This window comes from Aminobacterium mobile DSM 12262 (genome assembly GCF_000526395.1).
Lineage (GTDB): Bacteria > Synergistota > Synergistia > Synergistales > Aminobacteriaceae > Aminobacterium > Aminobacterium mobile.
Genome location: NZ_JAFZ01000002.1, coordinates 99,125 through 123,239, shown reverse-complemented (window position 1 = coordinate 123,239; position 24,115 = coordinate 99,125). Strand labels below are relative to the sequence as shown.

Genomic DNA, 24,115 nt, shown 5'->3' with positions numbered 1-24,115 from the left:
GAATATCCATGTTTAACAGTTTTTTTGGCCTGGAAATGGGCCGGCGCGCCATGGATTACTTTCGGCGTGCTATAGAAACTGCCGGTCATAACATATCGAATGCCAACGTAGAAGGATATTCGCGCCAAAGAGTGGAAGCCTCCTCGACAGACCCTTATACGGTTCCTGGACTTTCTCGACCAGGTCTCCCCGGGCAGATTGGAACGGGGGTCAAAATAGACGCAATTCGAAGGTTACGAGACGATTTCCTCGACCTCCAATTTCGGGAAGAAACTTCTGTACAAGGCTATTGGGAGGTTTTGGAAAAATCCTTAAACACCATAGAACTGTACGTGAACGAGCCTGCAGGGGAAGGATTTAAAGTTGCTCTTGACGAGTATTGGAAAAGTCTGGAAGAACTCCATAAAAGGCCAGATGTACCGTCGGTGAGAGAAACAGTAGTACAGAGTGCCCAAAACCTGACTGTTTTTATGGACCAGCTTGTTCGTAATTACGATCAATACAGACAATCTCTAGATCAAGAAGTTGTGTTAAAGGTTCAGGAAGCAAACGACTATATAGATCAGATTGCAGCCTTAAATCGTACCATTGCGGAAGTGCAGGGGGTTGGTGGAAACCCTAACGACCTTCTCGATCGACGAGATTTGCTGGTAGAGAAATTAAGCGAGTTAGTAGATGTGGAAGTTTCTCTTCCCTCTGACATGGATGATGGAGATTTTAAAGTATATCTTCATGGCAAACTTTTGGTACAGGGAGATAAAACTCGGCATTTAGTAGCGGTTTCAGTGCCAGGGAACGAAGGTTTTCATGATGTTCAAGTAGAAGATAACCTGTTCGACATTGTGGATAATACTGACGTCCTCTTTGTTACACCAGGGCAAAATTCTCCTGAAGGTGTTCATTCTGTATACGTTGACCGACTCGCTTCTGAAACGGCATGGAAAATTGGCGGAGGAAGCTCTTCCCAGACGCCTCGTCTTCGTCCCCAATCAGAGACAGAAGCCCTTAATATTCGTGGAAGTTTTAGTTTGAGTGTAGGTAGCCAAGGTGTGTTGTCCCGTTCAAAGATTCTCCCTTCAGACACAATTCTTGCCTCTGGTAAAGATGGTGATGCATACTCTTTTCGCGTGGCAGCAGGGAGTGAAGAGAGGATCATTTCAATTGTCTGGAACGATGCTGACGGAAAGTGGGATCTCTCTGATGGCACAAATACCTCTCAATCAGCAGATGGGACTCTGTCTTTAACTGACCTGAACGGGTTTCTCAACACGAGCCTTGCTTCAGCTCAGATCACAGCTTCCCTTGATGGGAATCAGCTGACCCTTCGTTCGGGAAACAACCATCTTCTTTCCATTACTGACATGAAGGGACATTTGATGTCGGATTTAGGGTTGAACATGTCGGGAAAGAAGGTCTCTATTGATGTTACTGAGGAGGATTCCTTAGAGACAATTCGGAATAAAATTAATGCGGCTTATGGGGAAGAAGGAGGACCTAATAGGCCTGAAGAGTGGCTCCATGCCGCAATAGAAAAAGATGAAGCTACAGGAACCTACTTCTTGACCCTTGAAAGTAATGTTGTAGGTGAAGGAACGCGAATTAATGTGATGGGGGATGAAAATGGTTCCCTCAACATTGCTCGTCGCCTCGGCCTTTTGGGAGATCAGGATGCCACGAGCTGTATAAAAGCTTCACAAGATGCAGTTTTTTCTGTGGACGGCAAAACCTACCTCTCCAGCAGCAATGCCCTAAAAGAGGCCCGGCGGGTTCCGCGTCAATCTGATTATTCTGCGTCGGTGCTTGAAGAGGTTTCCCCAGGCTTGCGTTTTGAACTTCGAGGCGTGGGGCAAGCGGGTGTAACAATAAAACATCACGTAAAGGGTGGCGCTATGAGAGGTCTTATGGAAGCCCGAGATGACATGATCCTTGGCTTTATAGACCAGTTTGATGAAATAACCTACGGTCTGGTTACGGAAATAAACGCAAGGCACTATGCAGGTCATGGAACAGGGGATTCGGCAATGACCACAGGTGTTGCCTTTTTTGAGCAAGTGGGGGCGAGATACGGAGCCTCCAGACGTTTTGCTTTCAATAGTGCTATTGATAAAGACTCAAGCCTTATAGCTGCAGCGAGAGGAGACGGAACGGGGCATTCAAAGGGATCTGGCGATGGAAGCAACGCTCTGGCTCTGGCACAGCTTAAGCAGGGAAAGGTTATCCAAAACCGCAGCGCAAGCTTCAATGAGTACTATCTTTCTTTTCTGGCAGAGCTTGGCTCTCGAGGGTTGCAGTCGAAAACCATGGCTACGAACCAACGGCATTTGACGTTGCAGATTGACGCCCAGCGCCAGTCTACTATGGGAGTGAATATGGACGAAGAGATGTTGGATATTATTAAGTTTCAGCAGGCATTTAACGCCATGGCCCGATATATTACGACTATAGACGAAATGCTCGACCGGCTTATTAATGGTATGGGCATTGTTGGACGATAGGAGGGATCCTCATGCTTCGAGTGACGAACCCTATGCTTCAGAGAACCATGCTTTCAGATATGCATAAAAACTTAGCTCGTTTGCTTGAAGAGCAGCGTCAGCTGAATACGGGAAAAAAGCACGCGCGTCCATCGGATAATCCCATCGATGTGACTCGAGAGTTAGGGCTTCATACTTCTATTTTTGAAAACTCTCAGTATCAGAGAAACCTTGATGATGCTGTAACGTGGCTTTCTAATACAGATACAGCCATGAACCAGATTACAGATGTGGTTCAACGTATTCAAGAGTTGTCTGTTTATGCAGGTGACGGAGGTTTAGGCGAGACAGAGCTGAACGCTATTGCCGAGGAAATTCTTCAGCTTCAGGAAGAACTTGTTAATATTGCTAATTATTCTGTAGAAGGAAGGTTCCTTCTTGCCGGTCTCAATACGTCTGTTCCTCCTTTTCAGCGAGATGTATCTGGTCGGGTCCTGTACACAGGAAATAGAGAGCATGTAAATTTTGAGGTGGAACAGGGCGTAGTTGGCCAGGTGTCTTTTCATGGCCGGGAACTTTTCCCCCAGAATGAGACAAATTATGCTATTCGGAGTCGGGCTCTCCCCATGAATTTTAGGTGGGAAGGCCGCTCTGAGATCCTCCAGTTTAAAGTAGGAGATAGAGTCGCAAAAGTGCGCATTCCAGAGCAGTGGAGCGATGATCAGCTTCCCGGTATCGACCAACCTTCAGATGAAAACGGATTCCGAGATCAGGGAGAGATGAAGGGGTATACCCTCTCACAAATAGCAGATATTATTAACAACAGTACGGAAATGGGAAGCGTCAGCAAACTTGCAACAGTACGAGTGATGACAGACCCTCAAAAGCAAGTTCAATATCTCGAATTTGTGGGGCATACAGGGGAACCTATTCAGGTGACCAGCTGGCCTGAGACCGATAAAGACCAGGTCGATCACAGCCATATAGGCCTTATAGATCTGCTGGGCATGGAGACCACTCTTCAGAGCATAGAATTTTCTTCAGATGCTCTTTCTCTTGATGGGGGGGGGCTTCATTGGCGGCTCCAAAGTGGTGACCATAAAGCTGATTTACAAATTGACGCCAACGCTTCGTTAACTGTGGAAGAGTTGGCAGAGCGGATTCGTCAAGTGGCAGGAGATTGGTTAGAAGTTGTTGTTCAGTCTGATAACGAGGAGGTACAAGATGGGAATCTTGAGGGAGCTACGAAAAAACTCCTCTTGCGGCCTAAGGAGAATGCCCCCCTTACAGTATATGATCGTTCTACAGTGCCAAGTGCCCATTACGCTGCACAATGGGGCCTCTCTACGGCTCAGGAAACCGCTTCAGGTGTTTCTGTAACCTTCCCGAATGCCGATGGCCTCGACCCAAGCCTTCCTGCCCTCATGAAGGTGTCGGTAGGCGGAGAGGATCATATAGTAAAAATCTATCTCGATGATGTACGGAGCAGTACAGGCGGGAACAACGTAGATTCTGTTAAAGTAATGGAGCAGATAGTGGCTCAGGTTGGTGAGGATATCCTGGGCCTGGATGTTTTAGATAAAGATTCGGGGTATGCGGCTCTTTATGCAAAAACAGGTGAGCCGGTAGTCATCAGAGATATGAATTTCTCTGATCCTTCCTTTGCCCAGTACTCGGGCGGACTGGCCCTTCAGATGGGGCTTCAGACTGGCCTTGTAGGCGGAACCGGTACTTCTGACACAGCGACGACAAGTGGTGGAACCCTTCGTATTGCTACTCTCGGCAAAAGTGTGGATATTACCATTGATCCGGGCAGTTCTCCAGAGGACGTAACTCGGCGAATTCGGGAAGCAGCAGGGGATTGGATAGATGTTTCCTATTTTGACCCTCAGCCTGGCGTAAATGGTTCCCAAATACAGTTCGGTCTTGTGGCTAAAGACGGCTCGCGGTTAACTGTATATGACGTAAAGGGATCTGTTGCCAGTGATATGATGAACATCGACAATGCGGTAAAGGGAACAGTTGACATATCGGGATGGACTCCTCCTGCGAACGGAACCCTCACGGTATCGATAAAGGGAATGAAACACTCTATTGATCTCTCTACTCTTGCTCCAGCAGAGGCAGGTCACCCTGTAGGAATACAAGACCTCGTCAATACAATCAACAGCCGTTTTCAGGGGCAAGATATACGGGCGGGAATTGTTAAAGATGGCGGAGAGGAACGGCTTGTTTTCTGGTCTCCAAAAGGATATTCCTTTAAGGTAGAGCAGAATGGAGACGATTCTAGCGCCCTATTAGGAACTCCGGCCATGGAAACGTCAAGCAGAGGCGGATCTGGCCCCTATTCTCAAAGGGTAGCTGTGCGAACAGGAGCTGATCGAGAGGCCAGTGATTTTTTTGGGGTTTTAGATAATTTAGCCAGGGCTGTCCGCCAAGGGGATCAAGAGGGCATTAGTAGTGCGTTGATGGGAAAGATAGATAGTTTTCAAGATAACCTGCTTCGTATTCGGACGCGAGAAGGAGCCGTTCAAAAACGATATACATCCAATAATGCTCGTTTGAAGCAGAATAACCTGAACTTGACAGATCTTTATAGCAAAGTGTCTGATGTTGATCTGGCTGAAGCTTATACCCAATATAAGATGAACGAAGCCGTATATCAGGCGAGTTTGGCGATTATCGCTCGCATAGTGCAGCCCACCCTTGTGGACTTTTTGCGATAGATAAACGATTTGTGCGGAGGTGTATAGATTATGACCCGCGTACTTGAAACGACCCGTTTCGGCCGTTTAGAAGTGACATCGGAAGCGGTGGTTTATTTCCCCAAAGGCCTTCCGGGATTTGAAGACCATTACGAATGGGTGGTGGCAGGAGAGGACGAGAATCCTATAAAATGGCTGCAGAGCGTTAAAGACGAAGATGTAGCGTTGCCTGTTGTTTCCCCCCTTCTTATAGAGAAAAATTATGATCCGGCCCTGAGCAGCGAGGATTTAGAGGCTCTTGGCGGAGATGCACATAAATTGACTGTTATGGTTGTCGTTACTGTCCCTCCAGCAGCTCCGTGGGATATGACTGCGAACCTGCGTGCACCTATTGTTGTTAACCACGAAGAGCGCATGGCAAAACAGGTAATTTCGGGTAATGAAGCCTACGAGGTGAGAACGCCAGTGTTGCCTCAGAGCGTTCGGGATTTAATGAGGAAACAGGCTGTAGGGGGCGAGTCCTGATGCTCGTTCTCAGCCGAAAAGTTGGCGAAGCTCTTGTGATTGGCGATGCCATAGAAATATCTATTCTCGAAGTACGTGGCGACACTGTGCGTATTGGAATAGAAGCGCCTCGGAACGTGAGAGTCTGGAGAAAAGAGATCTGGATTGAGACGGCTCGGGAAAATATAAAGGCGGCAGCGCCCATGAGTATAGGAAAAGAAACAGAAGAGCTCCTTCGTAAAACATTGCGAGAGAGCAACAAGGATAACAAAAAATGCTAATGAGATCCCTTACGCCTAATTTCGAACTTTGGCAGCGAAACCTAAGGGCCTTGGAAAAAAGCAATCCTCAGGCTGCGGAATTGTTGTTGGGCTACTCAGAAGATGAAAAATACAGTACTTTTTCTCTGAACATAAATGAGCAATATGCAGAGCTCCGCGATACTGAAGGCATAACGCGTTTCCTGGAACTTCGAGGCAAATCTTTTCTTGAGATAGATGGAGGCCGAAAAGAAGACATTAACCTGTATGTAGGTTTTGGCCTGGGGTACAGTTTTGCCCATACAATAACTCAGGAGCGCATGAATCGGGCTGTAATAGTGGAAACCGACCCGGCCCTTCTTTACTGGTGTATGCATATTCATGAAATGGAAGGACTTTTGGCGAGCCCCGGTATTTCATGGGTGGTTGGGAAAACATCTATAGACCGAGAGAACCAGTGGCGGCAGGTATTCCAGAGGCATGGTGGTCTGTTGAATCAGGCCCCTTGTGTTTTTGTTCATAATACGAAAAATAGTAACAACCGTATTGATGAGGTTCGGGAAATTATCAGAGAGTTTAAAACAGCTTTAGGGGGAGAAATACAATCACAGTTTATTGATGCTGAACGGGCCTATCGTGAGATGGCCCATAATATTGTTAATGGCTGCACTGTACGGCATCGAGGCATGGTTCCCCTGACGCGTTTGAAGGAACTCTGGCATAGCAAACCGGCTATTATCGTGTCGGCAGGACCCTCCTTGGACAAACAGATTCCCCTTCTTAAAGAAGCCCAACATTTTGCGGTGATTATAGCCAATGACGTTATAGCGCAAGGACTTTTTGAGGCGGGTGTTATCCCCCACGCTATTGTGGCTCTCGATTCATCTCGAATTATCTACGAACGCATGAAGCCTATTATACGTGACTTTAGGGAAGAGGCTTCTCACGCCGTATTTGTAGCTGGAACCAAAGTTCACCCAGCTCTTGTGGCCACTTGGCCAGGGTCAGTATCCCTTACAAATTGTGATGCGTTGGGGTCGTACCTGGCTGGGGTCATGAAAATGCCAGATATACGAAGCGGTTTATGTGTCAGCCATTTGTGTTTTCACCTTGCTGAAGCCTTACAGCCCAGTGAAATTGTTTTTATAGGACAAGATTTGGCTTATGGACCAGATGGGCAGACTCATGCTTCGTCATTTGGGCATCATGAGTATGGCCAGAAAGGGTTCGCTGCTATTCAAAGCTGGGATAAAAGTACTACAGTAGAAACCAATGACCATTGGTATTCGTTTCTCGTCTATTTTGAGCGTTGTATAGCTTCTACGCAAACTCCTGTTTATAACTGTACAGAAGGGGGAGCCTGGATTGAAGGGGCAATACACCTTTCTTTTGCACAACGTATAGAGAATTGGAAAGAAAAGCATCTTGCCGTATCTTATGAAAAAAGTGAAGAAGAGACTCTTGAAAGTGGTGTAGATAGGGACCGGGCCGTATGTGTGGCTGAAGAAATTGAAATGTTACAGCACCGGTGCGCTGATCTTTTAGAAGAAATTCAGAGCATGTACCGTCAAGGGTTGAATTTGTCTTTAAAAAATCTACACCCTACATCTGTAACTCTTTTCCATCGGTGGCAACTTTTATGGTATGACGCACAAAAGGTGTCTGTCGGCTTGCAGTCTATTATGGTATTTTCCAAATCTGGTGAATTTTGGAATAGGCCGTTCCCAGATACGTGGAAACATAAGGATTTTACCTCTTTCTGGGCCCATGTCTACGAAGACGTAGCGGCAGTGGCTGCGTATCTTGAAAGAACACATTACTTATGGGTTGAGTTAGCTCTCAGCGAAGAAGAAGGGGATGCCCTTTCTTCTCGCGCTTTATGGCGTGAAATAAAAAAAGGCGAAGACGAGTGGTGGGAACCGTGGATTGAATCTTGTCTTGACGGTAATAAGCCTCTTATTGTGGGGCGACTTCTTTTAACGAGCTATCTCGCTGGCCTAGATAAGGATCTCAATATATTCATCGAATGGGTTTCGGCACACTTCCCCGGTTTTTTAGGTGAATGGTGTATGGCATGGAAGAAACTTATAGAGGGAGAGCTTAATGGATATATTGAAATAGCCCGGCTTATTTTTGCGGTGCGCCATAACGCATATCAGGTAACAGAGGCAGAGATTGACGGAGCTATGTCTTTAATGGCTCTTCTTCCTGCCCTTTTGCGAAGTTTTGCAGTGTATATAGAGCAGAAAAAGGGAGGGGAGAGTGCTTTTAACTCTCTTCTTGCCACACTTCTTGATGGCGAAGCCTCTTTCTGGGAAGGGGATCAAGAAACCTTTAATAGGGCTTGTTGTTGTATTTTAGACGCGCCAGAAAATGAACCATTCCACCAGTTTTTTAAGAAATCAGCTGGAGGAAATTGGGCAGCCTGGACTGCAGAACGCTTCTTATCGGGGCTATCAAAAGAGAGACAGGAAAAATATGCGCAAAAAATATCATTTTTTTGGGGTGTCTCCCTTAAGAAGGCAGAAGAAGCTGTCGATATATAAATGTGTGGTAAAGAAAACGTGAGGAGGTGGAAACGACATCTAAAGAAGAATATGGCTTTACAAATGGAATAATGGAATTTTCAAGGAAGAATTTTAATAACCCTCAAGGAGGAGGAAATAATAATGCGAGTGTATCATAATATTCCTGCACTTTTCGCTTACAATTCTGTAAGCCAGACAAATGGTTCCCTTCAGAAATCCATTAACAAACTTTCCACAGGTCTTCGTATTAACAGTGCTGCTGATGATGCGGCTGGACTTGCCATCAGTGAAAAAATGCGCGCTCAGTATAAGGGATTGGATCAGGCAGTGAACAACGCACAAGACGGCATTTCCATGATCCAGACTGCTGAAGGAGCTTTGAACGAAACTCATTCTATTCTTCAGAGAATGCGTGAACTGAGCGTACAAGGTGCAAACGATACTCTGACCTCTCAGGATCGTCAGTACATTCAGCTTGAAGTGGATCAGCTTCGAGATGAAATTGACCGTATTTCCGGAACAACCCAGTTCAACAAAAAGAAGCTTCTTGATGGTTCAGCTTCTGTGCTCTGGTCTACAGATCAGCTTGAGACCAAAGTTTTTGTACGTGGCGGACTTCGCACAATCGACCAGTATGGTCAGAAGATCGTAGCTGAAGGCAACTACAAGCTTTCTGTTGAAGCCAAGGCAGGACAGGCTCAAGTGCAAAAGAGCGATATCTTCAAGGTAAAGCATGACGATGTTATCGCTGATGTTTCTGGCAAAGAAGCTCTTGGTATTAAAACTCTTTCTGGAGAAGGACTTGTCCATGCGAGCGCCAATGCTACTTCTGTGAAGATAAATGCAACTTTAACAGGGGCTACCACAACTAACGTGACCTTGAGCTATAGCTTTGGTGCGCAAAATAATGTCCCCTCTGGCTTTACGAGCTTTCTTGCAACTGCTGCAAAGACAATGTTCACTGGAAATACAGTGAATGGCTCGGTTTTGTGGGAAGTAAAAGCCATTAATGGAGATAAGGTAACATTTAACATTAAAGTGCAGACTATGGGTTCTACTGCTGGTAAGGTAATGCAGAGTGCGGAAAAAGACATTACTATTGATTTCGCTGCTGCAGATACTGAAACTGCTTTAGCTGCCACTTCTGCTGCGGGGCTTGCCTTTAAAGCTTTGACTGGTGGGAATGTCACAAGCACTATGATTACTGATGTCAAAGTAGGAGAGCAGTTTATAATTAATGTGGGACGTCAGGCAGCTGCTGCTTCAGAGGATGGGCTTAAATTTACAGTGACACCGGATAATGGTAAAGCACAGACCATGCAGTTCTATTTTGCTGATGATGCAATAAACGATACGCAGAAAGAATTGAAGTTCTGGGCTTTTGATGAGGATGGCACGGCTCAACTTTCTACTTACAAGTTTGGCATGGGAACACTAGCAGCTGGTGAAGCTACTTTCCGACAGCTTGACGCTGGAGATGAAGCCTACGCAGATGTGAGCCTTCGAGACCTCGACAAGTTCTGGGATGCTTCTTCTGGGCGTTTCCTTATCGACGATCCTCAAACTATTAAGCTCATTCAGGGAGACGGTAAAGATGCCAGTATTACTCTCTATAGTCAGGATACCCTTGGAGATCTGGCCTTAAAGCTTAACAACGCCATTTCTTCTGGCTTAGACCAAATAAAAGTATTGGATGCAGCAAATCGTGACGATAATAAAGCGAATTTCGCTAACTTTGTAGAGAAGGATACGGACAATACTCCCTATTCTGTGCGAGGAACCTTGGTTATTTCCAGCGCTATTACAGGAAAGGCTGGAAACTTGAACTTCATTGGCGATGAGGATGTAGTAAAAGCTCTGAGCCTGAATGAAGTTCAGAAGGCTACAGAAAACACATTCAATGTAAGAGTTACTAATGCCCATACTGGTACGAACGTGAATCAGGTAGAGGTAACTGGTAATCAGCTTGTAGGAGTTGTACATTCCAATATAGACGTTGAAATTGATGCAATGGCTGGTCTTGAAGCGAAGTGGGATGATGCGGCTAAGAAATGGACTGTTTCTGCTACTGCTCAGGCCTATGATACTACTGTTCACCTTGCGGATAACACAACGGTATTCCAGATCGGTGCCAACGAGAAGGAAGATATGGGAGTCTACATTGGTGATATGAGTGCTCGTTCTCTTGGACTCAATAAGGTTCTTGTAACCGATAGGGAGGCTGCGACTCGGTCTATCACGGTTATCGATAGCGCTATAGATCGTGTGTCCAGCCAGAGAGCGAACCTTGGTGCATACCAGAATCGTTTGGAGCATACTATCAATAACCTGACTACTGCCAGTACGAACCTGACCGCTGCTGAAAGCCGTATTCGTGACCTTGATATGGCCAAAGAGATGATGACCTTTACGAAGCTCAACATCCTTATGCAGGCTGGTAACTCCATGCTTGCTCAGGCTAACCAGTTGCCGAACGCTGTTATGCAGCTGCTTCGGTAGGTAAAAAAAGAGAGATATATCGTGTCGTAAGAGGGGCTTAAAGCCCCTCTTTTTATAAAAGAGGAATGGAGGAACTATAGTGGATATTTCATTTAAACAAGGGATCGCCTCCAGTCCTGTTGGTATGTCGCTCTCTCCTTTGCCTATTCAGCAGGTTGGGGTTAGTCGGGGTGCGAGTAATTCATCTCGCAAAGAGCTTCCTCTTGTGCAAAATAAGGAAGAACTAAAGAATGTGCTTTCCCAAGCGGAGGAAATAGTTCGGATTTTTGATCGTAATTTGAAGTTCAAATATGTGGAAGAAGCCGATCTTTTTCAGGTTGAGGTAATTGACACTGTGAAAGATCAGGTAGTACGGAAAATTCCACCCGATGAAGTCGTGAATCTTGTAAAACACGTACAAGATTTGCTTGGGATGATGTTAGATGTGAAAGCATAAATGCTCAAGCCGGCTTCAAAGCCGGCTTTTTATTATTTACTGTAAATGGTGTTCTTATACCTCAGGAACAAAATCCCTTAATTAGTTTAGGTTGAATGAGATTAATAGGGAGAGACAATAAATTGAACTATGGGGCGTTTAAGGAAATCAATAGGAAATATAGCAAAGATATAAATATGCAAAATCTTAACAGAGATTTGACTTGGAAGATTAAAAGTGCAGAAAAACATCGAGAACTAGCCTTAAACTACGGGCATAAAGGATGTATAGAAAAATGCCCTATATGTGGCCGGTCTAATCACGTGAAATTTGTAACAATTTATGGTTTCGATTACGAACAATGTCTAAATTGTGGTCATATTTATTTAAGGGATATAATAGGTAAGAAAGAAATGAAACAACTTTATCAAGGAGGTCAGAACAAAAGTCTGCAACATACGGTCTACTTAAGCGAAGAGCTTTTTGAAAAAAGAGTAGAACAAATAGCCTCTCCTAAAGTCGAATGGGTTTCTAGCGAAGTAAAAAAGAAAGGACTTTGGATCGATATAGGTTGTGGAACAGGGGAAATTTTATTCGCAGCTCAAGGTTTAGGATATAAAGTTTTAGGTATAGATGCGGATACAGAAGAAATTGAATTTGCTAGGTGTAAGGGAATCAATATTATATGTGATTATGTGAGTGATTTAAATGCTCATAATTATTTAGTGAATGGCAACATTATTTCTCTTTTCAATATATTAGAACATTTAGAGAATCCTGTTTCTATGTTAGAAAATGTGAGTGCTAACATAATGGAAGGTTCGTATATAGTTATGGAGATTCCAAGACATCCGTCGATCAGTAGCTTTAGTAACCTGATTTTTAATGAAATGGCATGTAGGCATATATACCCTCCTGATCATATCCATATATTTACAGAAAAATCTGCGGAAATTATGCTTAAAAAAGCGAAATTAAAACCAATAAATGTATGGACTTTTGGACAAGACATATCCGATTTTATTATGACTGCTTCGGCAAGTAAAAATATAACAAAAAGTAGTTTTATAGACGATTTAATGAGTGTGGCTCCTGTTTTGCAAAAAAGAGTTGATGAGCTAGGCTTTTCTGATACGATGATTATTATATGTAAAAAATAACCTTATTTATGTGTTTTGGGGTGATAAATGATGCCTTGCTTTAGAATAGGGAAACGCTACATTGGAGAGGGGTATAGCCCTTTAGTGATAGCTGAGGTTGGTATAAACCATGAGGGGAGTTTAAATAAAGCTTTCCAAATGGTGGATGATGCGGCCCTTGTCGGTTGTGAGTGTATAAAGTTTCAGTCTCATATTATAGAAGATGAAATGGTTCCTAGCGCTCAAAATATAATCCCTTCTAATGCAGAAGAGTCTATATGGAACATAATGAAAAGATGCTCTCTTTCAGAGGGAGAAGAGAGAGAATTAAAAAAGTATGTAGAGAGCAAGGGGCTTATTTTTTTAAGTACTCCTTTTTCTCGTGCAGCAGCTCTTCGTTTGGAGCGTTTGGGTGTTGAAGCTTATAAAATAGGGTCGGGAGAATGTAACAATTATCCTTTGGTAGAACTCATCGCTTCCTTTAAAAAACCTGTTATATTAAGTACTGGTATGAATGATATTGCATCAATAATGGTGTCTGTAAATATTTTACGAAAATATCAAGTTCCTTTCGCTCTTTTACACTGTACAAGTATGTACCCTACACCCTATGATAAGGTTCGCCTAGGAGCTTTACACCAGTTAAAAACGGCTTTCCCTGATGCAGTTCTAGGGCTTTCAGATCATTGCAAAACAATTTATCCGTGTTTGGGAGCAGTGGCTCTAGGTGCTTCTATATTAGAGAGACATTTTACTTCTGATAAAGCATGGCCGGGGCCAGATATCCCTATCTCTATGGATCCTAAAGAGCTAGGGGAACTTATATACGGAAGTAAAGCTATTTATAAGGCTCTAGGAGGGACAAAGGATATTCTTCCGGAAGAAAAACCAACTATAGATTTTGCGTATGCCTGTGTTGTTGCAGAAACAGATATAAAGCAGGGAGATATATTAACAGAAACGAATATATGGGTTAAGCGACCAGGGACGGGAGAAATTCCGGCAAGTGAATATTGTTCCATTTTAGGGCGTAAGGCGAAAAGTAATATTTTTGCAGGGAATCAGATACGATGGGAGGATCTATTGTAGTGGTTCAAAAGAAAGTGATTCTCTTTATTTCGGGAACAAGGGCAGATTATGGCAAGTTAAAACCTTTGATTCGTGGCGTTAAGCAAACGTCTTCCCTTGAATGCAAGGTTTTTGTTACGGGGATGCATACGTTGGCTAGATATGGCTATACCGTTAACGAATTTGAAAAAGATGGCTTATCTGAACATATTCACGTATTTATGAATCAGATATATGGAGAGCCTATGGATCTGGTTTTGTCTAATACAGTTGCTGGCTTATCTAGGTATGTTCACGAAGTGACGCCGGATATGATTGTTGTACATGGGGATAGAGTGGAAGCCTTGTCGGGGGCGATTGTTGGTTCATTGAATAATATTTTAGTTGCTCATATAGAGGGTGGAGAAATATCGGGAACAATTGATGAAACCATACGTCATTCCATAACTAAACTTGCCCATCTTCACTTTGTGGCTAATAATCAGTCAGCGCAAAGGTTAGTGCAGATGGGGGAACTTAAAAATTCTATTTATGTTATAGGTTCCCCTGATATCGATATAATGCTTTCTGAGAATTTGCCTTCTATAAAAGAGGCGAAACAACGTTATGACGTTCCTTTTGACAAATATGGGATTTTTATGTTTCACCCAGTTACAACAGAGCTTTCTTCTTTGAGAGAACAAATAGAAGAAATTTGTTTGGGAATAGATGAAAGTGGAAGGCAATTTATAGCTATATATCCTAACAATGATCCTGGCTGCGATATTATATTGGAAGCATATAAAACATTACAAAAATCTTCACGATTTCGTTTTTTTCCATCTCTTCGTTTTGAATTTTTTCTTACTTTTCTTAAAAATGCTGATTTCATAATAGGAAATTCCAGCTCGGGTATTCATGAAGCTCCAGTTTATGGAATTCCAACTATAAATATAGGTTCTCGTCAGAACGGTAGAACCAGTCTCCCTTCAGTCCTAAATACTCCTCCCCAGAGAACAGCCATTATTGATGCAATACATAAGGCTATTAACATGAAAGAGAGCGAAATAGCATCCTCTTTCCAATTTGGCGACGGAAAAAGCACAGAGCGTTTTTTGTCTGTCCTTCTTGGAAAACATGTTTGGGAGAGATCTCGTCAAAAACAGTTTCAGGATTTATTTTTAAGAAAAGAGGATGGTTATCTGTGAGATGTATTGCTATTATTCCAGCCAGAGGAGGGAGCAAGGGAATACGAAGAAAAAATATGCGTATTCTCGGCGGGCAACCTCTTTTAGGATGGACAATCCAGGCAGCATTGCAATCTAAATGTATTGATTATTGTTGGTTAACGACAGAAGATCTAGAAATTGCTGAATATGGACGTTCTTTAGGTATACAAGTAATATCCAGACCAGTGGATCTTGCTAGAGATGACACGCCTACAGCTCCAGTAGTTCTTCATGCCCTTGACGCTATGGGGATACATAGTTGTGGGAAGGAAGAGATAGTGTTGCTTCAACCGACATCTCCTTTAAGAAATTCTTTACAAATAGATGAGTGTATCAGATCTGCAAGAGAAGAACATTTCAATTGTGCTGTGAGCCTTGCAGAGGTTAATCATACACCTTATAAAATGTTTGTGGAGGAAGGTGGAAAGCTAACTCCGCTGATGGGGCAAGAGTATTTTGAAATGCCAAGACAAAATTTACCTAAGACATGGAGAATAAATGGAGCAATATATTATATCCATTCAGATGTTTTTTTAAAAAAACAGCGTTTCATCAATTTCCCTTTTTACCCCTATTTTATGGACGAGGAATCGAGTGTGGATATAGATAGCGAATCGGATCTTCTTTATGCAGAGTATCTTCTTAAAAAGAAACTGTAAAATTGGGCATGAGATATAGTTATGTTTTTATGGAATCAGTATTTCCCACCTAGACTTATAATTGTTTCAACGTTACAATTCCTGAAAGTGAGTAACTTTTCCGTTTTGGGGGAGGTCTTTGAATGATAGCGTCAAGAAGGTTGGTTTTTATTGTTTCTCTGGCTCTTTTAGCGATGTTTCTGCTCGCTGGCGCAGCTATGGCTGAGGAAAAAATAGGGGTTATTGATTCTCAGAAAATCGTGTTTCAGCACCCTAAGTTTGAAGGGGTAACCCAGCAGTTGAAGACCATTAGCCAGACCAAAGAAAACGAAATGAAAGCTGCTGTTGAAAAAGAGTCTGATCAGAACAAAAAGATGGAAATCTATCAAACGAAGCGGCATGAACTGGCTATGGAAGAGCAACGCCTGATGGAGCCTCTTTTCAAGGAAGCACAGATGGCTGTAAGAACTGTAGCTAAAATGAAGGGCATCACCGTGGTGATCGAAAAAAGCGCCGTATATTTCGGTGGCATTGACATCACTGATGATGTTGTTCAAGAACTGAAAAAGAGTGCTGCTACGAAGTAACGCATAGATTAGAGAAACAGATGAAGACCGTTCAGGGTTGTGCCCGTTTTGGCGCAACCCTCTTTTTGTATAGAGAAACGGAGGAAATATATGAAGAGGAAGATTCTTGTAACCGATATTGACGGAACCCTTTCCCATGGAGAAATTGTGCATCCTCATGTTATTGCAGCCTGTGATCGCTTGCGAAATCACGGATGGGAGATCATGGTGGCGACAGGGCGTATTTTAGCCACAGCTATTGACCATATTAAATCCATTGGTGCTTGGCTCCCGGCAGTAGTTTATGATGGAGCCCGGCTTATGGAACCCCTTTCGGGAAAAGTTTTGTGGGAGGCAACCCTCCCCACTGACGTTGTGGAAGAAGTTCTTCACATCGGTTGGCAGGTCCCTCTTGAGATGCAAATATTTACCGATGAATCTGCAATATGCCGTAAAACAGACGAAGAGACTCGAAGATTCCTCACTCGAGCCAATGTTTTAGTAGACGATACTCTGCAAACACCTCATGTAACAGAGCGAGTTTTTCGTATTATATTTTATGGAGACCCCAGAGAAATATTGCGTTTTGAAGAGCATATTGGGGCAGTTCTTGGAGACGTTGTCGATGTAATGCGTTCAGGCGACGACTTCCTTGATGTAGTGCCTATAGGGGTATCTAAAGGAGCAGCTCTTTCTTGGTATCTAGAGCGATTGCCTATTGCTCCAGAAGTTGTTGTAGCGGCTGGAGATCATTGTAATGACCTTGCTCTTTTTGATGAGGCTCATATTCGTGTAGCGCCAGAGGATGCCGTTCCTCAAATTCTTGAACGTGCCCATATCATTATGCCTTCTGTAAAAAAACAGGGATTTGTACATCTGGTCGATTACCTCCTTTCAGGCCGTTGGTCCGATGGCAGAGGAAGCAAACGTGTAGTATTATAAAAATATATAGATATTTAACTTTTACTACTATGAGAAGCAAGGAGGAGCTATAAATGCCAGAGATTCGTCGTTGGGTTCTTGAGCAGATGGAGTATCCTGAAGATTGTAATATTATTCTTGGGCAGAGCCATTTTATAAAAACCGTAGAGGATCTATATGAAGCCCTTATCACTTCGTCCCCTTCACTTCAGTTCGGAATTGCTTTTTGTGAGGCATCAGGTGATTGCCTTATTCGCTGCGATGGTAATGCCGAAGATCTTATAACAATAGCTGTCAATAACGCTAAAAAGCTGAGTTCAGGGCATACTTTTATCATAGTGCTTCGCAACGGATATCCCATTAATATTCTTGACCGCATTAAAAACTGCCAGGAAGTCTGCCGCATTTTTGCAGCGACAGCGAACCCCATTCAGGCTGTTATCTGTGAGTCCGAGCAAGGGCGAGGTGTTGTGGGGGTTATAGACGGATTTATTCCTAAAGGTGTTGAAAAAGAAGAAGACGTAATGGCGCGAAAAAAGCTGTTGCGGGATATTATTGGGTATAAACGGTAAGTAGAAATCGTGAAGGTTTTACGAAAGATCTCATTTGTTGCTTTTGTTGCGGGTGTAATTGTTTGTTTATTAATTGGGCCGAGCTGCGGGGCAGTCTTGTCTCAAGACCAGCAGACAGGCTTAAAGGAAGGGTGGATTTGGATCGTTTCTGTTCTGCCTCCAGCAGGGGGATGGGAGAGCGATGAGGGACAGTCCATCTCTCTTGCCCTCTCCATACTAGAAAAAGAGACGAATGAAAGTGCCCGGGGTCTTGCCGGATACGATGTTTTGTTTGTGAAAGAGTCTCCTCTGGAAGTGGGGAAAACAACTGAACGGTTAGGCGAGTGGAGCAATCGTGTGGCTCTTTTAAGTTTTTCTGGTGATCATGTAGATAAAGAGCTTATCCCCCAAGTGGGAGTGATGGGGCCTCTTTTTCTTTCTGCTTTTGGAGAAGGGGTTTCTCTACGTGATGCGACGGGGAAAGTGTACCCCTACGCTTTTGCCCTCGATTTGCCTCTATCGCACAGAGCAGGGGCTTTGGCTCAATATGGGGAGAAAACTCTTCCCAAAGGGGTGCCTGTAGCACAGTTTGTAGATGGCCTTGACCCTGTTTTATCTCTGTGTGCCGATTTGTATGCAGCTCTTGCCGACCAACATGGGCGCTCAACTTTGGCTTTTTGGAAGAGGGGGGCGGGCGATAATGGATACCAGATGGTATGTCAGGAGGCTACACAGGGAGGGGCGAAAGCTTTTATCCTCTGGCTGGATACTCTATCTGTTACAGATATCTATCGGCAGCGTCATCAAAGAGGAGAGGCTTTTGCTCTCTGGTATGGCGGAGAACCTATTGATAGAGAGCTGTTGAGGTGTACTGGCTTGATAGCGGTAAGCCAGAAAAGACCCTTGGAGGAAGATCCATATTTGGCTGTCCTCGAAAGGAAAATATGGCAGATTACGAGAAAACATATTCCAGATCGCGTGGCAGCGGCGCGGGCCTGGACAAGTGGCATGTGGCTTTTATCAGCCCTTCAGAGGGCTGGGATGTCTTCTCCAGATGTTATAGCTAAAGGGATGACAGATGTAGAAGGCATTACTTTAGGGAAGGAACCTTTGCGTTTTAACTCTTTAACACACCGTCCTGAAGAGCGGCAAGTTGCGATTATGAAAGTAGAAAACAATAGGTTTCAGACAGTAGCTGTGTTGAAAGTTCGAGGTGCAAACGCAGACTAAACAGAGAGGTGGGAGGTTGGGGGGATGAAACTTCGTGAAGTAGTAAGGCACATTCATGGCGAAATATTGTATGGTGAAAATTTGCTCGATACAATAGAGATTGAATATGCTTATGGAGCTGACCTTATGAGCGATGTTTTAGCTTTTGCACGACCTGGATCCTTGCTTCTTACAGGGCTCACAAATGTACAGATTATTCGTACGGCACAAATGCTTGATATTCCAGCGGTAGTATTTGTACGTGGGAAACGACCGCAGGAAGGGGCGGTGAAATTAGCTGCTCAGCTGGAAATGCCTGTAATTTTATGCCATAACAGTATGTTCGAGACGTGTGGAATTCTCTATAGAGAGGGAGTCCTGCCCTGCGATATTCCTGCCAGAGAGGTGTAGGTTTTGATACAGGAGCCGTACATAGAAGAATATACTGTGGCAGGACGGGATTTTATGGCTATAGGCGAAGCTTCTACCCAGTTCAAAGCTACGATGAAAATGTTGGGTATTGCCTCAGATATTATCCGCCGCGCCTCTGTTGTTGCTTATGAAGCAGAAATGAACCTTGTCCTTCATGCAGGTGGGGGGACTATTCGATTAGCTGTGTATACAGATCGTCTTGAAATATGGGCGATCGATACGGGGCCAGGCATTATCGACATAGATCTGGCTATGCAGGAAGGATATTCCACTGCTTCAGATGAGGTGCGAGAGTTGGGCTTTGGCGCGGGGATGGGGCTTCCTAACATTAAACGGCATTCAGATAAGATGAAGATTGACTCTGTGATAGGGAAGGGAACTGTTTTAAGCGCCACTATTTTTTTTCACAAGGGCTAGAGAGAAGGGGGTATTCTCATGGCTGGCGGAGTCAGGGTTCAGGAGGTACGGTGCCGAGGTTGTGCGAATTGCATTAAAACGTGTCCCACTGAAGCGATGCGGGTATTTACCGGCTGTGTCCATATAATTTCAGATCTCTGTATCGATTGTGGTGAGTGTATTCGTAAGTGTCGAGAAAAAGCCATAATTCTCAATGAAGACGAGTGGGAACTTCTCAGATCCCAGAAAAAGCTTGTTCTTATTGCAGATCCTTGCTTCTATGTGCAAATTGGTTCATATGAGTCTCCTTCCCTTGTTAAAGAGGCTTTGGAATCTGATGGAATGGAGGATATTTTAGAGTATGAAGCTTTGGCATTTGATGTAGCGGCATATGCCATTGCCCGCTCTATAGAATCTGAAAAAGTAGAGCGTCTCCCTTTGATTTCTACCTACTGTCCTGCAGTTATACGGTTGATCCAGATCAATTTCCCCGAACTTACCGGTCGTTTGGTGCCTGTAGAATCCCCTTTGGAGTCAAGTGTTGCTTTATGGCGAGATGCTACGGAACGAAAAGATGATATTACCCTCATTGCGCCTTGCCCTGCGAAAATGACTCTTGTTCGAAACCCTGTAGGACGAGAGTTGAGTACTATCGCTTATACTGTGTCGGTTCGACGGGTTGTCCACGACATTCTTGCTGGAAGCCCCAAAGTTTCTGGAGAGGTTCTTCATAAAACAAATGATCGGTGGTTGAAGTGGTCTATAACCGGTGGAGAGTCTTACCACGTGGCATCTTTTTCCCATCGCCCCTTACGCACTGTGGCAGTATCGGGGTTACGAAACACCATGGATCTTTTAACTGAGCTTGAGCTAGGGCGCCTGGGAGGGGTGGATTACGTGGAGTGTCGGGCATGTGATTTAGGGTGTATTGGAGGGGTAGGTACTCATGAGTCCCGGTTCCTTTCACGATTGCGTATAGACGACATGAAGATGGATTGGAGCATTTCTGAGGAAGAAATGGCTCGGATCATCAGTTGGTATGAAAAAGGGATTTGGCAGTTGGAACAGACAATTGAACCTAAACAGAGGCTTCCTCTTTCTAGCGACTTAAGTGAGGCGATGGCAAAGCTCAAAGATATGAATGCTATTTATGCAGAATTGCCCCATATTGATTGTGGCTCATGTGGTCGTCCATCCTGTCGAGCCATGGCTGAAGATATAGTGCGAGGGAAGGGTGAAATGACGGATTGCATTTTTAAGCTTCGTGAACGAATTCTTGACTTGAGTAAAGAGATTTCTAATTTGTCAGGGAGAGTGCCTCATGCTTTTGGCTCGTAAAGGAGGGGTGATTTTGAATACTCAGACTGTAGTAGAGAAACTTAGTCTTGAAGTTGTAGCAAAAGGTAGAGAGGATATAAATGTAGAGGGGGCTATTGCTGGCGATTTATTGAGTTTTGTCATGGCCACAGCAAAAGAAAGATGGGTATGGATCACTGTCCAGACTCATTTGAATATAGCGGCAGTTGCTGTTTTAAAAGATATCCCCTTAATTATCGTAGGCGCAGGACGTCGCCCAGCAGAAGATTTAATAGAGAGGTGCCGCGAGGAACAATTGACTCTGGCATGTTCTCCCTTGCCTGTTTTTGAAATATGCGGGCATTTATATGAAATGGGATTGCGGGCATCTGTATAAGATCTCCATGCCACTTAAACCTTTCCATGTGGATCTCCATATCCACACAGTTCTCTCTCCATGTGGCGAGCTGGAAATGGGTGCTCCAGACATCGTGCTGAAGGCCAGGAGAGAGGGGATAGAGATTATAGCTGTAACAGATCATAATTCTGCTTTGAATGTGCCTGCTGTGCTTAGGGCAGCACAAAGTAATCCTGTGGTTATTCCAGGTATAGAGGTCCAGACAATAGAAGATATTCATATCGTTACCCTCTTTAGAGATTATAAAACGGCGGAAATCTTTCAGAATTGGCTTTGGAAGCGTATGCCTTTTATCCACAATCGCCCCGAGATATTTGGAGATCAATTGGTTATTTCTGAGAAGAACGATATTCTTTACGAAGAGGAGATACTCTTAGTCCAAGGGGTTGGATATTCTGTAGATGAGGTAGCTCTTGAAGCGAAAAGACAGGGTGGCCTTGTTATTTTGGCTCATATTGATCGGCCTTCTTTTTCCTATCCTGCTGTTTTGGGACCAATCCCATCATCCTTTCCTGTCGATGCTCTTGAAATCTCCTGGCGATGTTTCCCTAATGAAGTAGAGGCACTTCAGGCTCAGTATCCGGGAAGGACTTTTTTACGATCCTCCGATTCTCACTGGCTGAAGAGCCTCATAGCAGAGAATGGTTCCGTACTCCTTTTAGCAGAGGCGTCTTTTGATGAAATTGTGTTGGCCCTCGGCAAAAAAAAAGGGCGATGTGTTCTTTCCCCATGGCCTAATTAAGCAGTTTTATGGCGTCTTTTTAGTTCCTCTATTACGTCCCAAAAAGAAACATGGGCAGAAAGCAATCCTACCATGAGGTGGTAGATTAAATCTGCAGCTTCATAGATGACCTCTTCCGTATCTCCAGCGGCAATAGCCAACGCTGTTTCCACCCCTTCTTCTCCTACTTTTTGGGCGGTTCTTTTCTTCCCAGATTGAATGAGTTGAGCTGTATAGCTTTTGGAAGGGTCGTGATGTTGGCGTTCAGTTAAATAAAACCAAAGCTTCTCCAAAAAATGGGCTGTGTATTTATGAGGAGCAGAGCATATTGTATTTTCAAGTAAGGATCGGAAAAAACAAGTTCGTGCCCCTGTATGACATGCAGGACCGGCTGGTTCCACTTCCGCTAGAATCGTATCGCCATCGCAATCGAGACTAAGACCTGCCACTCTCATCGTATTGCCGCTTGTTTCTCCTTTATGCCATAGTTTTTGTCTGGAGCGGCTCCAGAAATACATTTCTCCAGTCTTTTCCGTTTCTTCCAATGCCTGGCGATTGGCATAAGCCAGCATAAGAACTTCTTTGCTGGAACTATTTTGCACTATTACGGGTATAAGCCCTTGATCGTCAAAACATACTTTTGAAAAATCCATTTTTAATCCTCTTTCAGGCGAACTGAGGCATCATGAGCCTGTAGCCATTTTTTTAATTCCGGAATACGCACAGCCCCAAAGTGAAAGATGGAGGCTGCAAGAGCACCATCACATCCGATCTGGAGTCCTTCGAGTATGTGTTCTTTTGTTCCGGCTCCACCTGAAGCTATGATGGGGACAGGAAGATTTTGTGCTGCTGAAGAGAGGAGAGGAATATCGTATCCTTTCATGGTTCCGTCACGATCCATAGACGTAAGTAGTATTTCGCAACACCCCATTTCTACTCCCTGTTTCATCCACTGAAAAGCATTAAGTCCCGTAGGGGTTTGCCCTCCATTTATGAAGACCTCCCAAAATCCTTTTTGGGTCTCTTTAACATCTACCGCAAGTACGACCTTGTCCTCTCCTAGAAGATCAACGCAAAGACAAATAAGCTCTGGATTTTGTACGGCAGCAGTATTGAGAGAAATTTTAGTGGCTCCAAGAGATATGAGTTCTTGGGCAATAAGAGGAGAGCCTATCCCACCTCCTACTGTGAAAGGAATGGATAGGTTGTTGGACACATCTTTCACCCATTCTTTTTGAGTACTGCGACCCTCCTGTGTGGCGGATATATCGAGGAAAACCAATTCATCAGCTTGTTCTTTCTCATAGTGTTGGGCCATTTCAGCAGGATTTCCAGCATCTCTTAGGTTTACAAAGTTGATTCCTTTTACGACGTGTCCGTTTTTTACATCGAGACACGGAATAATGCGTTTTATTGACATAGAGCCACCTCATTTAAAATATCCTTTAGATGTATGATTCCATCATAAAGAGCTCGTCCTACTACAGCTCCTTCTAATCCCATGGCTTTGAGTTCTGCTATATCTACTAGAGAAGCGATACCCCCTGCAGCAATAAAATAGAGGCCTGGAAATTTTTGCTTAAGCTTGATGTAGAGATTTTTGTCTGGACCCTCTGCCGTACCGTCTTTTTGAACAGCTGTTACGAGCATGGTGGTGTAGCCAATGTAATACATATAGTCCAGGAGATGGGCGGGAGAATACTGAAGAGTTGTTGTCCATCCTTTGACTGTCACTTTCCCTCTTTTAATGTCTATAGCTGGAATAATGAGGTCTCCCCAACTTTTGTAGAGCTGCTCTGCTATGTCTTTGTATTGACAAATGAGGCTTCCGACATAGAGGCGACTAGCACCGGCCTGAAAAGCTTCTTTTACGTCTTTGATAGTTCGAAGCCCGCCTCCGTATTGAACAGAAAGTCCTAGTTCCCGCATAGGCTTTATTATGTGTAAATGGGCAGGATGCCCCTCTTGGGCTCCTTCTAGATCTATAATATGAACCCACGATGCTCCAGCTTCTACAAAAGATTTGGCAGCAGTCAGAGGTGAGAGAGGATAATACACCGGTTGGCTAAAATCTCCCTGTCGAAGTCGAACAACCTTGTTTTTGTAAAGATCAATAGCGGGATAAATAATCATGAAAAACCTCTCCAATTTCTATAAAATATATTTG

General features: G+C 44.0%; 23 protein-coding genes. 20 read left to right on the top strand and 3 right to left on the bottom strand.

Annotation, left to right across the window (positions count from 1 at the left end; all coding sequences use genetic code 11):
* Positions 1-8: 8 nt before the first annotated feature.
* The 20 genes from flgK (at position 9) to K360_RS0107265 (ending at position 21,969) form a co-directional block, all read left to right on the top strand.
* Positions 9-2,495, top strand: a complete 2,487-nt coding sequence (gene flgK / locus K360_RS0107360) for a flagellar hook-associated protein FlgK (protein WP_024822522.1) — start codon at positions 9-11, stop codon at positions 2,493-2,495.
* Between the two features lie 11 nt (positions 2,496-2,506).
* The gene (gene flgL, locus K360_RS0107355) at positions 2,507-5,200 is read left to right on the top strand and encodes a flagellar hook-associated protein FlgL (protein ID WP_024822521.1); all 2,694 of its coding nucleotides are present in this window, start codon (positions 2,507-2,509) and stop codon (positions 5,198-5,200) included.
* Between the two features lie 30 nt (positions 5,201-5,230).
* A complete protein-coding gene (gene fliW / locus K360_RS0107350) occupies positions 5,231-5,704 on the top strand; it encodes a flagellar assembly protein FliW (RefSeq protein WP_024822520.1) in 474 nt (157 codons plus the stop codon).
* Positions 5,704-5,964, top strand: a complete 261-nt coding sequence (gene csrA / locus K360_RS11495; protein ID WP_024822519.1) for a carbon storage regulator CsrA — start codon at positions 5,704-5,706, stop codon at positions 5,962-5,964. Before fliW ends, csrA begins: the two co-directional genes overlap by 1 nt.
* Positions 5,958-8,489 (top strand): motility associated factor glycosyltransferase family protein, encoded by a 2,532-nt coding sequence (locus tag K360_RS0107340; RefSeq protein WP_024822518.1) that lies wholly within the window; start codon positions 5,958-5,960, stop codon positions 8,487-8,489. Before csrA ends, K360_RS0107340 begins: the two co-directional genes overlap by 7 nt.
* 123 nt (positions 8,490-8,612) lie before the next feature.
* Positions 8,613-10,970: a flagellin N-terminal helical domain-containing protein gene (locus K360_RS0107335; RefSeq protein ID WP_024822517.1), complete on the top strand. Its 2,358-nt coding sequence runs from the start codon at positions 8,613-8,615 to the stop codon at positions 10,968-10,970.
* A 79-nt stretch (positions 10,971-11,049) separates the two neighbouring features.
* Positions 11,050-11,406 carry a flagellar protein FlaG gene (locus K360_RS11050; protein ID WP_024822516.1) on the top strand — a complete coding sequence of 119 codons (357 nt, stop codon included), beginning with the start codon at positions 11,050-11,052 and terminating at the stop codon, positions 11,404-11,406.
* A gap of 122 nt (positions 11,407-11,528) precedes the next feature.
* Positions 11,529-12,545, top strand: coding sequence for a class I SAM-dependent methyltransferase (locus K360_RS0107325; RefSeq protein ID WP_024822515.1), 1,017 nt, complete (start codon positions 11,529-11,531; stop codon positions 12,543-12,545).
* Positions 12,546-12,572: 27 nt separating this feature from the next.
* Positions 12,573-13,613: an N-acetylneuraminate synthase family protein gene (locus tag K360_RS0107320; RefSeq protein ID WP_024822514.1), complete on the top strand. Its 1,041-nt coding sequence runs from the start codon at positions 12,573-12,575 to the stop codon at positions 13,611-13,613.
* Complete coding sequence (neuC, locus tag K360_RS0107315) at positions 13,613-14,779, top strand: UDP-N-acetylglucosamine 2-epimerase (protein ID WP_024822513.1); 1,167 nt, start codon at positions 13,613-13,615, stop codon at positions 14,777-14,779. Before K360_RS0107320 ends, neuC begins: the two co-directional genes overlap by 1 nt.
* Complete coding sequence (locus tag K360_RS0107310) at positions 14,776-15,459, top strand: acylneuraminate cytidylyltransferase family protein (protein WP_024822512.1); 684 nt, start codon at positions 14,776-14,778, stop codon at positions 15,457-15,459. The genes neuC and K360_RS0107310 overlap by 4 nt, the downstream gene beginning before the upstream one ends.
* A gap of 122 nt (positions 15,460-15,581) precedes the next feature.
* Positions 15,582-16,025, top strand: coding sequence for an OmpH/Skp family outer membrane protein (locus K360_RS0107305; RefSeq protein ID WP_024822511.1), 444 nt, complete (start codon positions 15,582-15,584; stop codon positions 16,023-16,025).
* A 90-nt stretch (positions 16,026-16,115) separates the two neighbouring features.
* Positions 16,116-16,946 (top strand): HAD-IIB family hydrolase, encoded by an 831-nt coding sequence (locus tag K360_RS0107300; protein WP_024822510.1) that lies wholly within the window; start codon positions 16,116-16,118, stop codon positions 16,944-16,946.
* A gap of 53 nt (positions 16,947-16,999) precedes the next feature.
* Entirely contained in the window at positions 17,000-17,497 is a 498-nt protein-coding gene (locus K360_RS0107295) for an adenosine-specific kinase (protein WP_024822509.1), read from the top strand.
* A 9-nt stretch (positions 17,498-17,506) separates the two neighbouring features.
* On the top strand, positions 17,507-18,706 hold the full coding sequence (locus tag K360_RS10710) for a hypothetical protein (protein WP_024822508.1): 1,200 nt from the start codon (positions 17,507-17,509) through the stop codon (positions 18,704-18,706).
* Positions 18,707-18,730: 24 nt separating this feature from the next.
* Positions 18,731-19,096, top strand: a complete 366-nt coding sequence (locus K360_RS0107285) for a DRTGG domain-containing protein (protein WP_024822507.1) — start codon at positions 18,731-18,733, stop codon at positions 19,094-19,096.
* Positions 19,097-19,102: 6 nt separating this feature from the next.
* Entirely contained in the window at positions 19,103-19,534 is a 432-nt protein-coding gene (locus K360_RS0107280; RefSeq protein WP_024822506.1) for an ATP-binding protein, read from the top strand.
* Between the two features lie 18 nt (positions 19,535-19,552).
* Positions 19,553-20,851, top strand: coding sequence for a [Fe-Fe] hydrogenase large subunit C-terminal domain-containing protein (locus K360_RS0107275; RefSeq protein ID WP_024822505.1), 1,299 nt, complete (start codon positions 19,553-19,555; stop codon positions 20,849-20,851).
* A 13-nt stretch (positions 20,852-20,864) separates the two neighbouring features.
* Entirely contained in the window at positions 20,865-21,206 is a 342-nt protein-coding gene (locus tag K360_RS0107270) for a serine kinase (protein ID WP_024822504.1), read from the top strand.
* Complete coding sequence (locus tag K360_RS0107265; protein ID WP_051461143.1) at positions 21,178-21,969, top strand: PHP domain-containing protein; 792 nt, start codon at positions 21,178-21,180, stop codon at positions 21,967-21,969. The genes K360_RS0107270 and K360_RS0107265 overlap by 29 nt, the downstream gene beginning before the upstream one ends.
* Here K360_RS0107265 and hisIE read toward each other — a convergent pair.
* Genes hisIE through K360_RS0107250 form a run of 3 tightly spaced genes read right to left on the bottom strand, consistent with a single transcriptional unit; the run spans position 21,966 to position 24,081 of the window.
* Positions 21,966-22,601, bottom strand: coding sequence for a bifunctional phosphoribosyl-AMP cyclohydrolase/phosphoribosyl-ATP diphosphatase HisIE (gene hisIE, locus K360_RS0107260; RefSeq protein WP_024822502.1), 636 nt, complete (start codon positions 22,599-22,601; stop codon positions 21,966-21,968). The two genes, K360_RS0107265 and hisIE, sit on opposite strands and share 4 nt — an antisense overlap.
* Positions 22,602-22,603: 2 nt before the next feature.
* The gene (hisF, locus tag K360_RS0107255; RefSeq protein ID WP_024822501.1) at positions 22,604-23,368 is read right to left on the bottom strand and encodes an imidazole glycerol phosphate synthase subunit HisF; all 765 of its coding nucleotides are present in this window, start codon (positions 23,366-23,368) and stop codon (positions 22,604-22,606) included.
* Positions 23,359-24,081 carry a 1-(5-phosphoribosyl)-5-[(5-phosphoribosylamino)methylideneamino]imidazole-4-carboxamide isomerase gene (locus K360_RS0107250; RefSeq protein WP_024822500.1) on the bottom strand — a complete coding sequence of 241 codons (723 nt, stop codon included), beginning with the start codon at positions 24,079-24,081 and terminating at the stop codon, positions 23,359-23,361. Before K360_RS0107250 ends, hisF begins: the two co-directional genes overlap by 10 nt.
* Between the last annotated feature and the right edge of the window lie 34 nt (positions 24,082-24,115).

Coding starts and splice junctions, on each gene's coding strand:
- K360_RS0107265 (WP_051461143.1), top strand. CDS start 21,178: ATGAAATGGGATTGCGGGCATCTGTATAAGATCTCCATGCCACTTAAA.
- K360_RS0107275 (WP_024822505.1), top strand. CDS start 19,553: ATGGCTGGCGGAGTCAGGGTTCAGGAGGTACGGTGCCGAGGTTGTGCG.
- flgL (WP_024822521.1), top strand. CDS start 2,507: ATGCTTCGAGTGACGAACCCTATGCTTCAGAGAACCATGCTTTCAGAT.
- csrA (WP_024822519.1), top strand. CDS start 5,704: ATGCTCGTTCTCAGCCGAAAAGTTGGCGAAGCTCTTGTGATTGGCGAT.
- K360_RS0107320 (WP_024822514.1), top strand. CDS start 12,573: ATGATGCCTTGCTTTAGAATAGGGAAACGCTACATTGGAGAGGGGTAT.
- fliW (WP_024822520.1), top strand. CDS start 5,231: ATGACCCGCGTACTTGAAACGACCCGTTTCGGCCGTTTAGAAGTGACA.
- K360_RS0107285 (WP_024822507.1), top strand. CDS start 18,731: ATGAAACTTCGTGAAGTAGTAAGGCACATTCATGGCGAAATATTGTAT.
- K360_RS0107300 (WP_024822510.1), top strand. CDS start 16,116: ATGAAGAGGAAGATTCTTGTAACCGATATTGACGGAACCCTTTCCCAT.
- K360_RS0107295 (WP_024822509.1), top strand. CDS start 17,000: ATGCCAGAGATTCGTCGTTGGGTTCTTGAGCAGATGGAGTATCCTGAA.
- K360_RS0107340 (WP_024822518.1), top strand. CDS start 5,958: ATGCTAATGAGATCCCTTACGCCTAATTTCGAACTTTGGCAGCGAAAC.
- hisF (WP_024822501.1), bottom strand. CDS start 23,368: ATGTCAATAAAACGCATTATTCCGTGTCTCGATGTAAAAAACGGACAC.
- K360_RS0107250 (WP_024822500.1), bottom strand. CDS start 24,081: ATGATTATTTATCCCGCTATTGATCTTTACAAAAACAAGGTTGTTCGA.
- K360_RS0107335 (WP_024822517.1), top strand. CDS start 8,613: ATGCGAGTGTATCATAATATTCCTGCACTTTTCGCTTACAATTCTGTA.
- K360_RS0107305 (WP_024822511.1), top strand. CDS start 15,582: ATGATAGCGTCAAGAAGGTTGGTTTTTATTGTTTCTCTGGCTCTTTTA.
- hisIE (WP_024822502.1), bottom strand. CDS start 22,601: ATGGATTTTTCAAAAGTATGTTTTGACGATCAAGGGCTTATACCCGTA.
- flgK (WP_024822522.1), top strand. CDS start 9: ATGTTTAACAGTTTTTTTGGCCTGGAAATGGGCCGGCGCGCCATGGAT.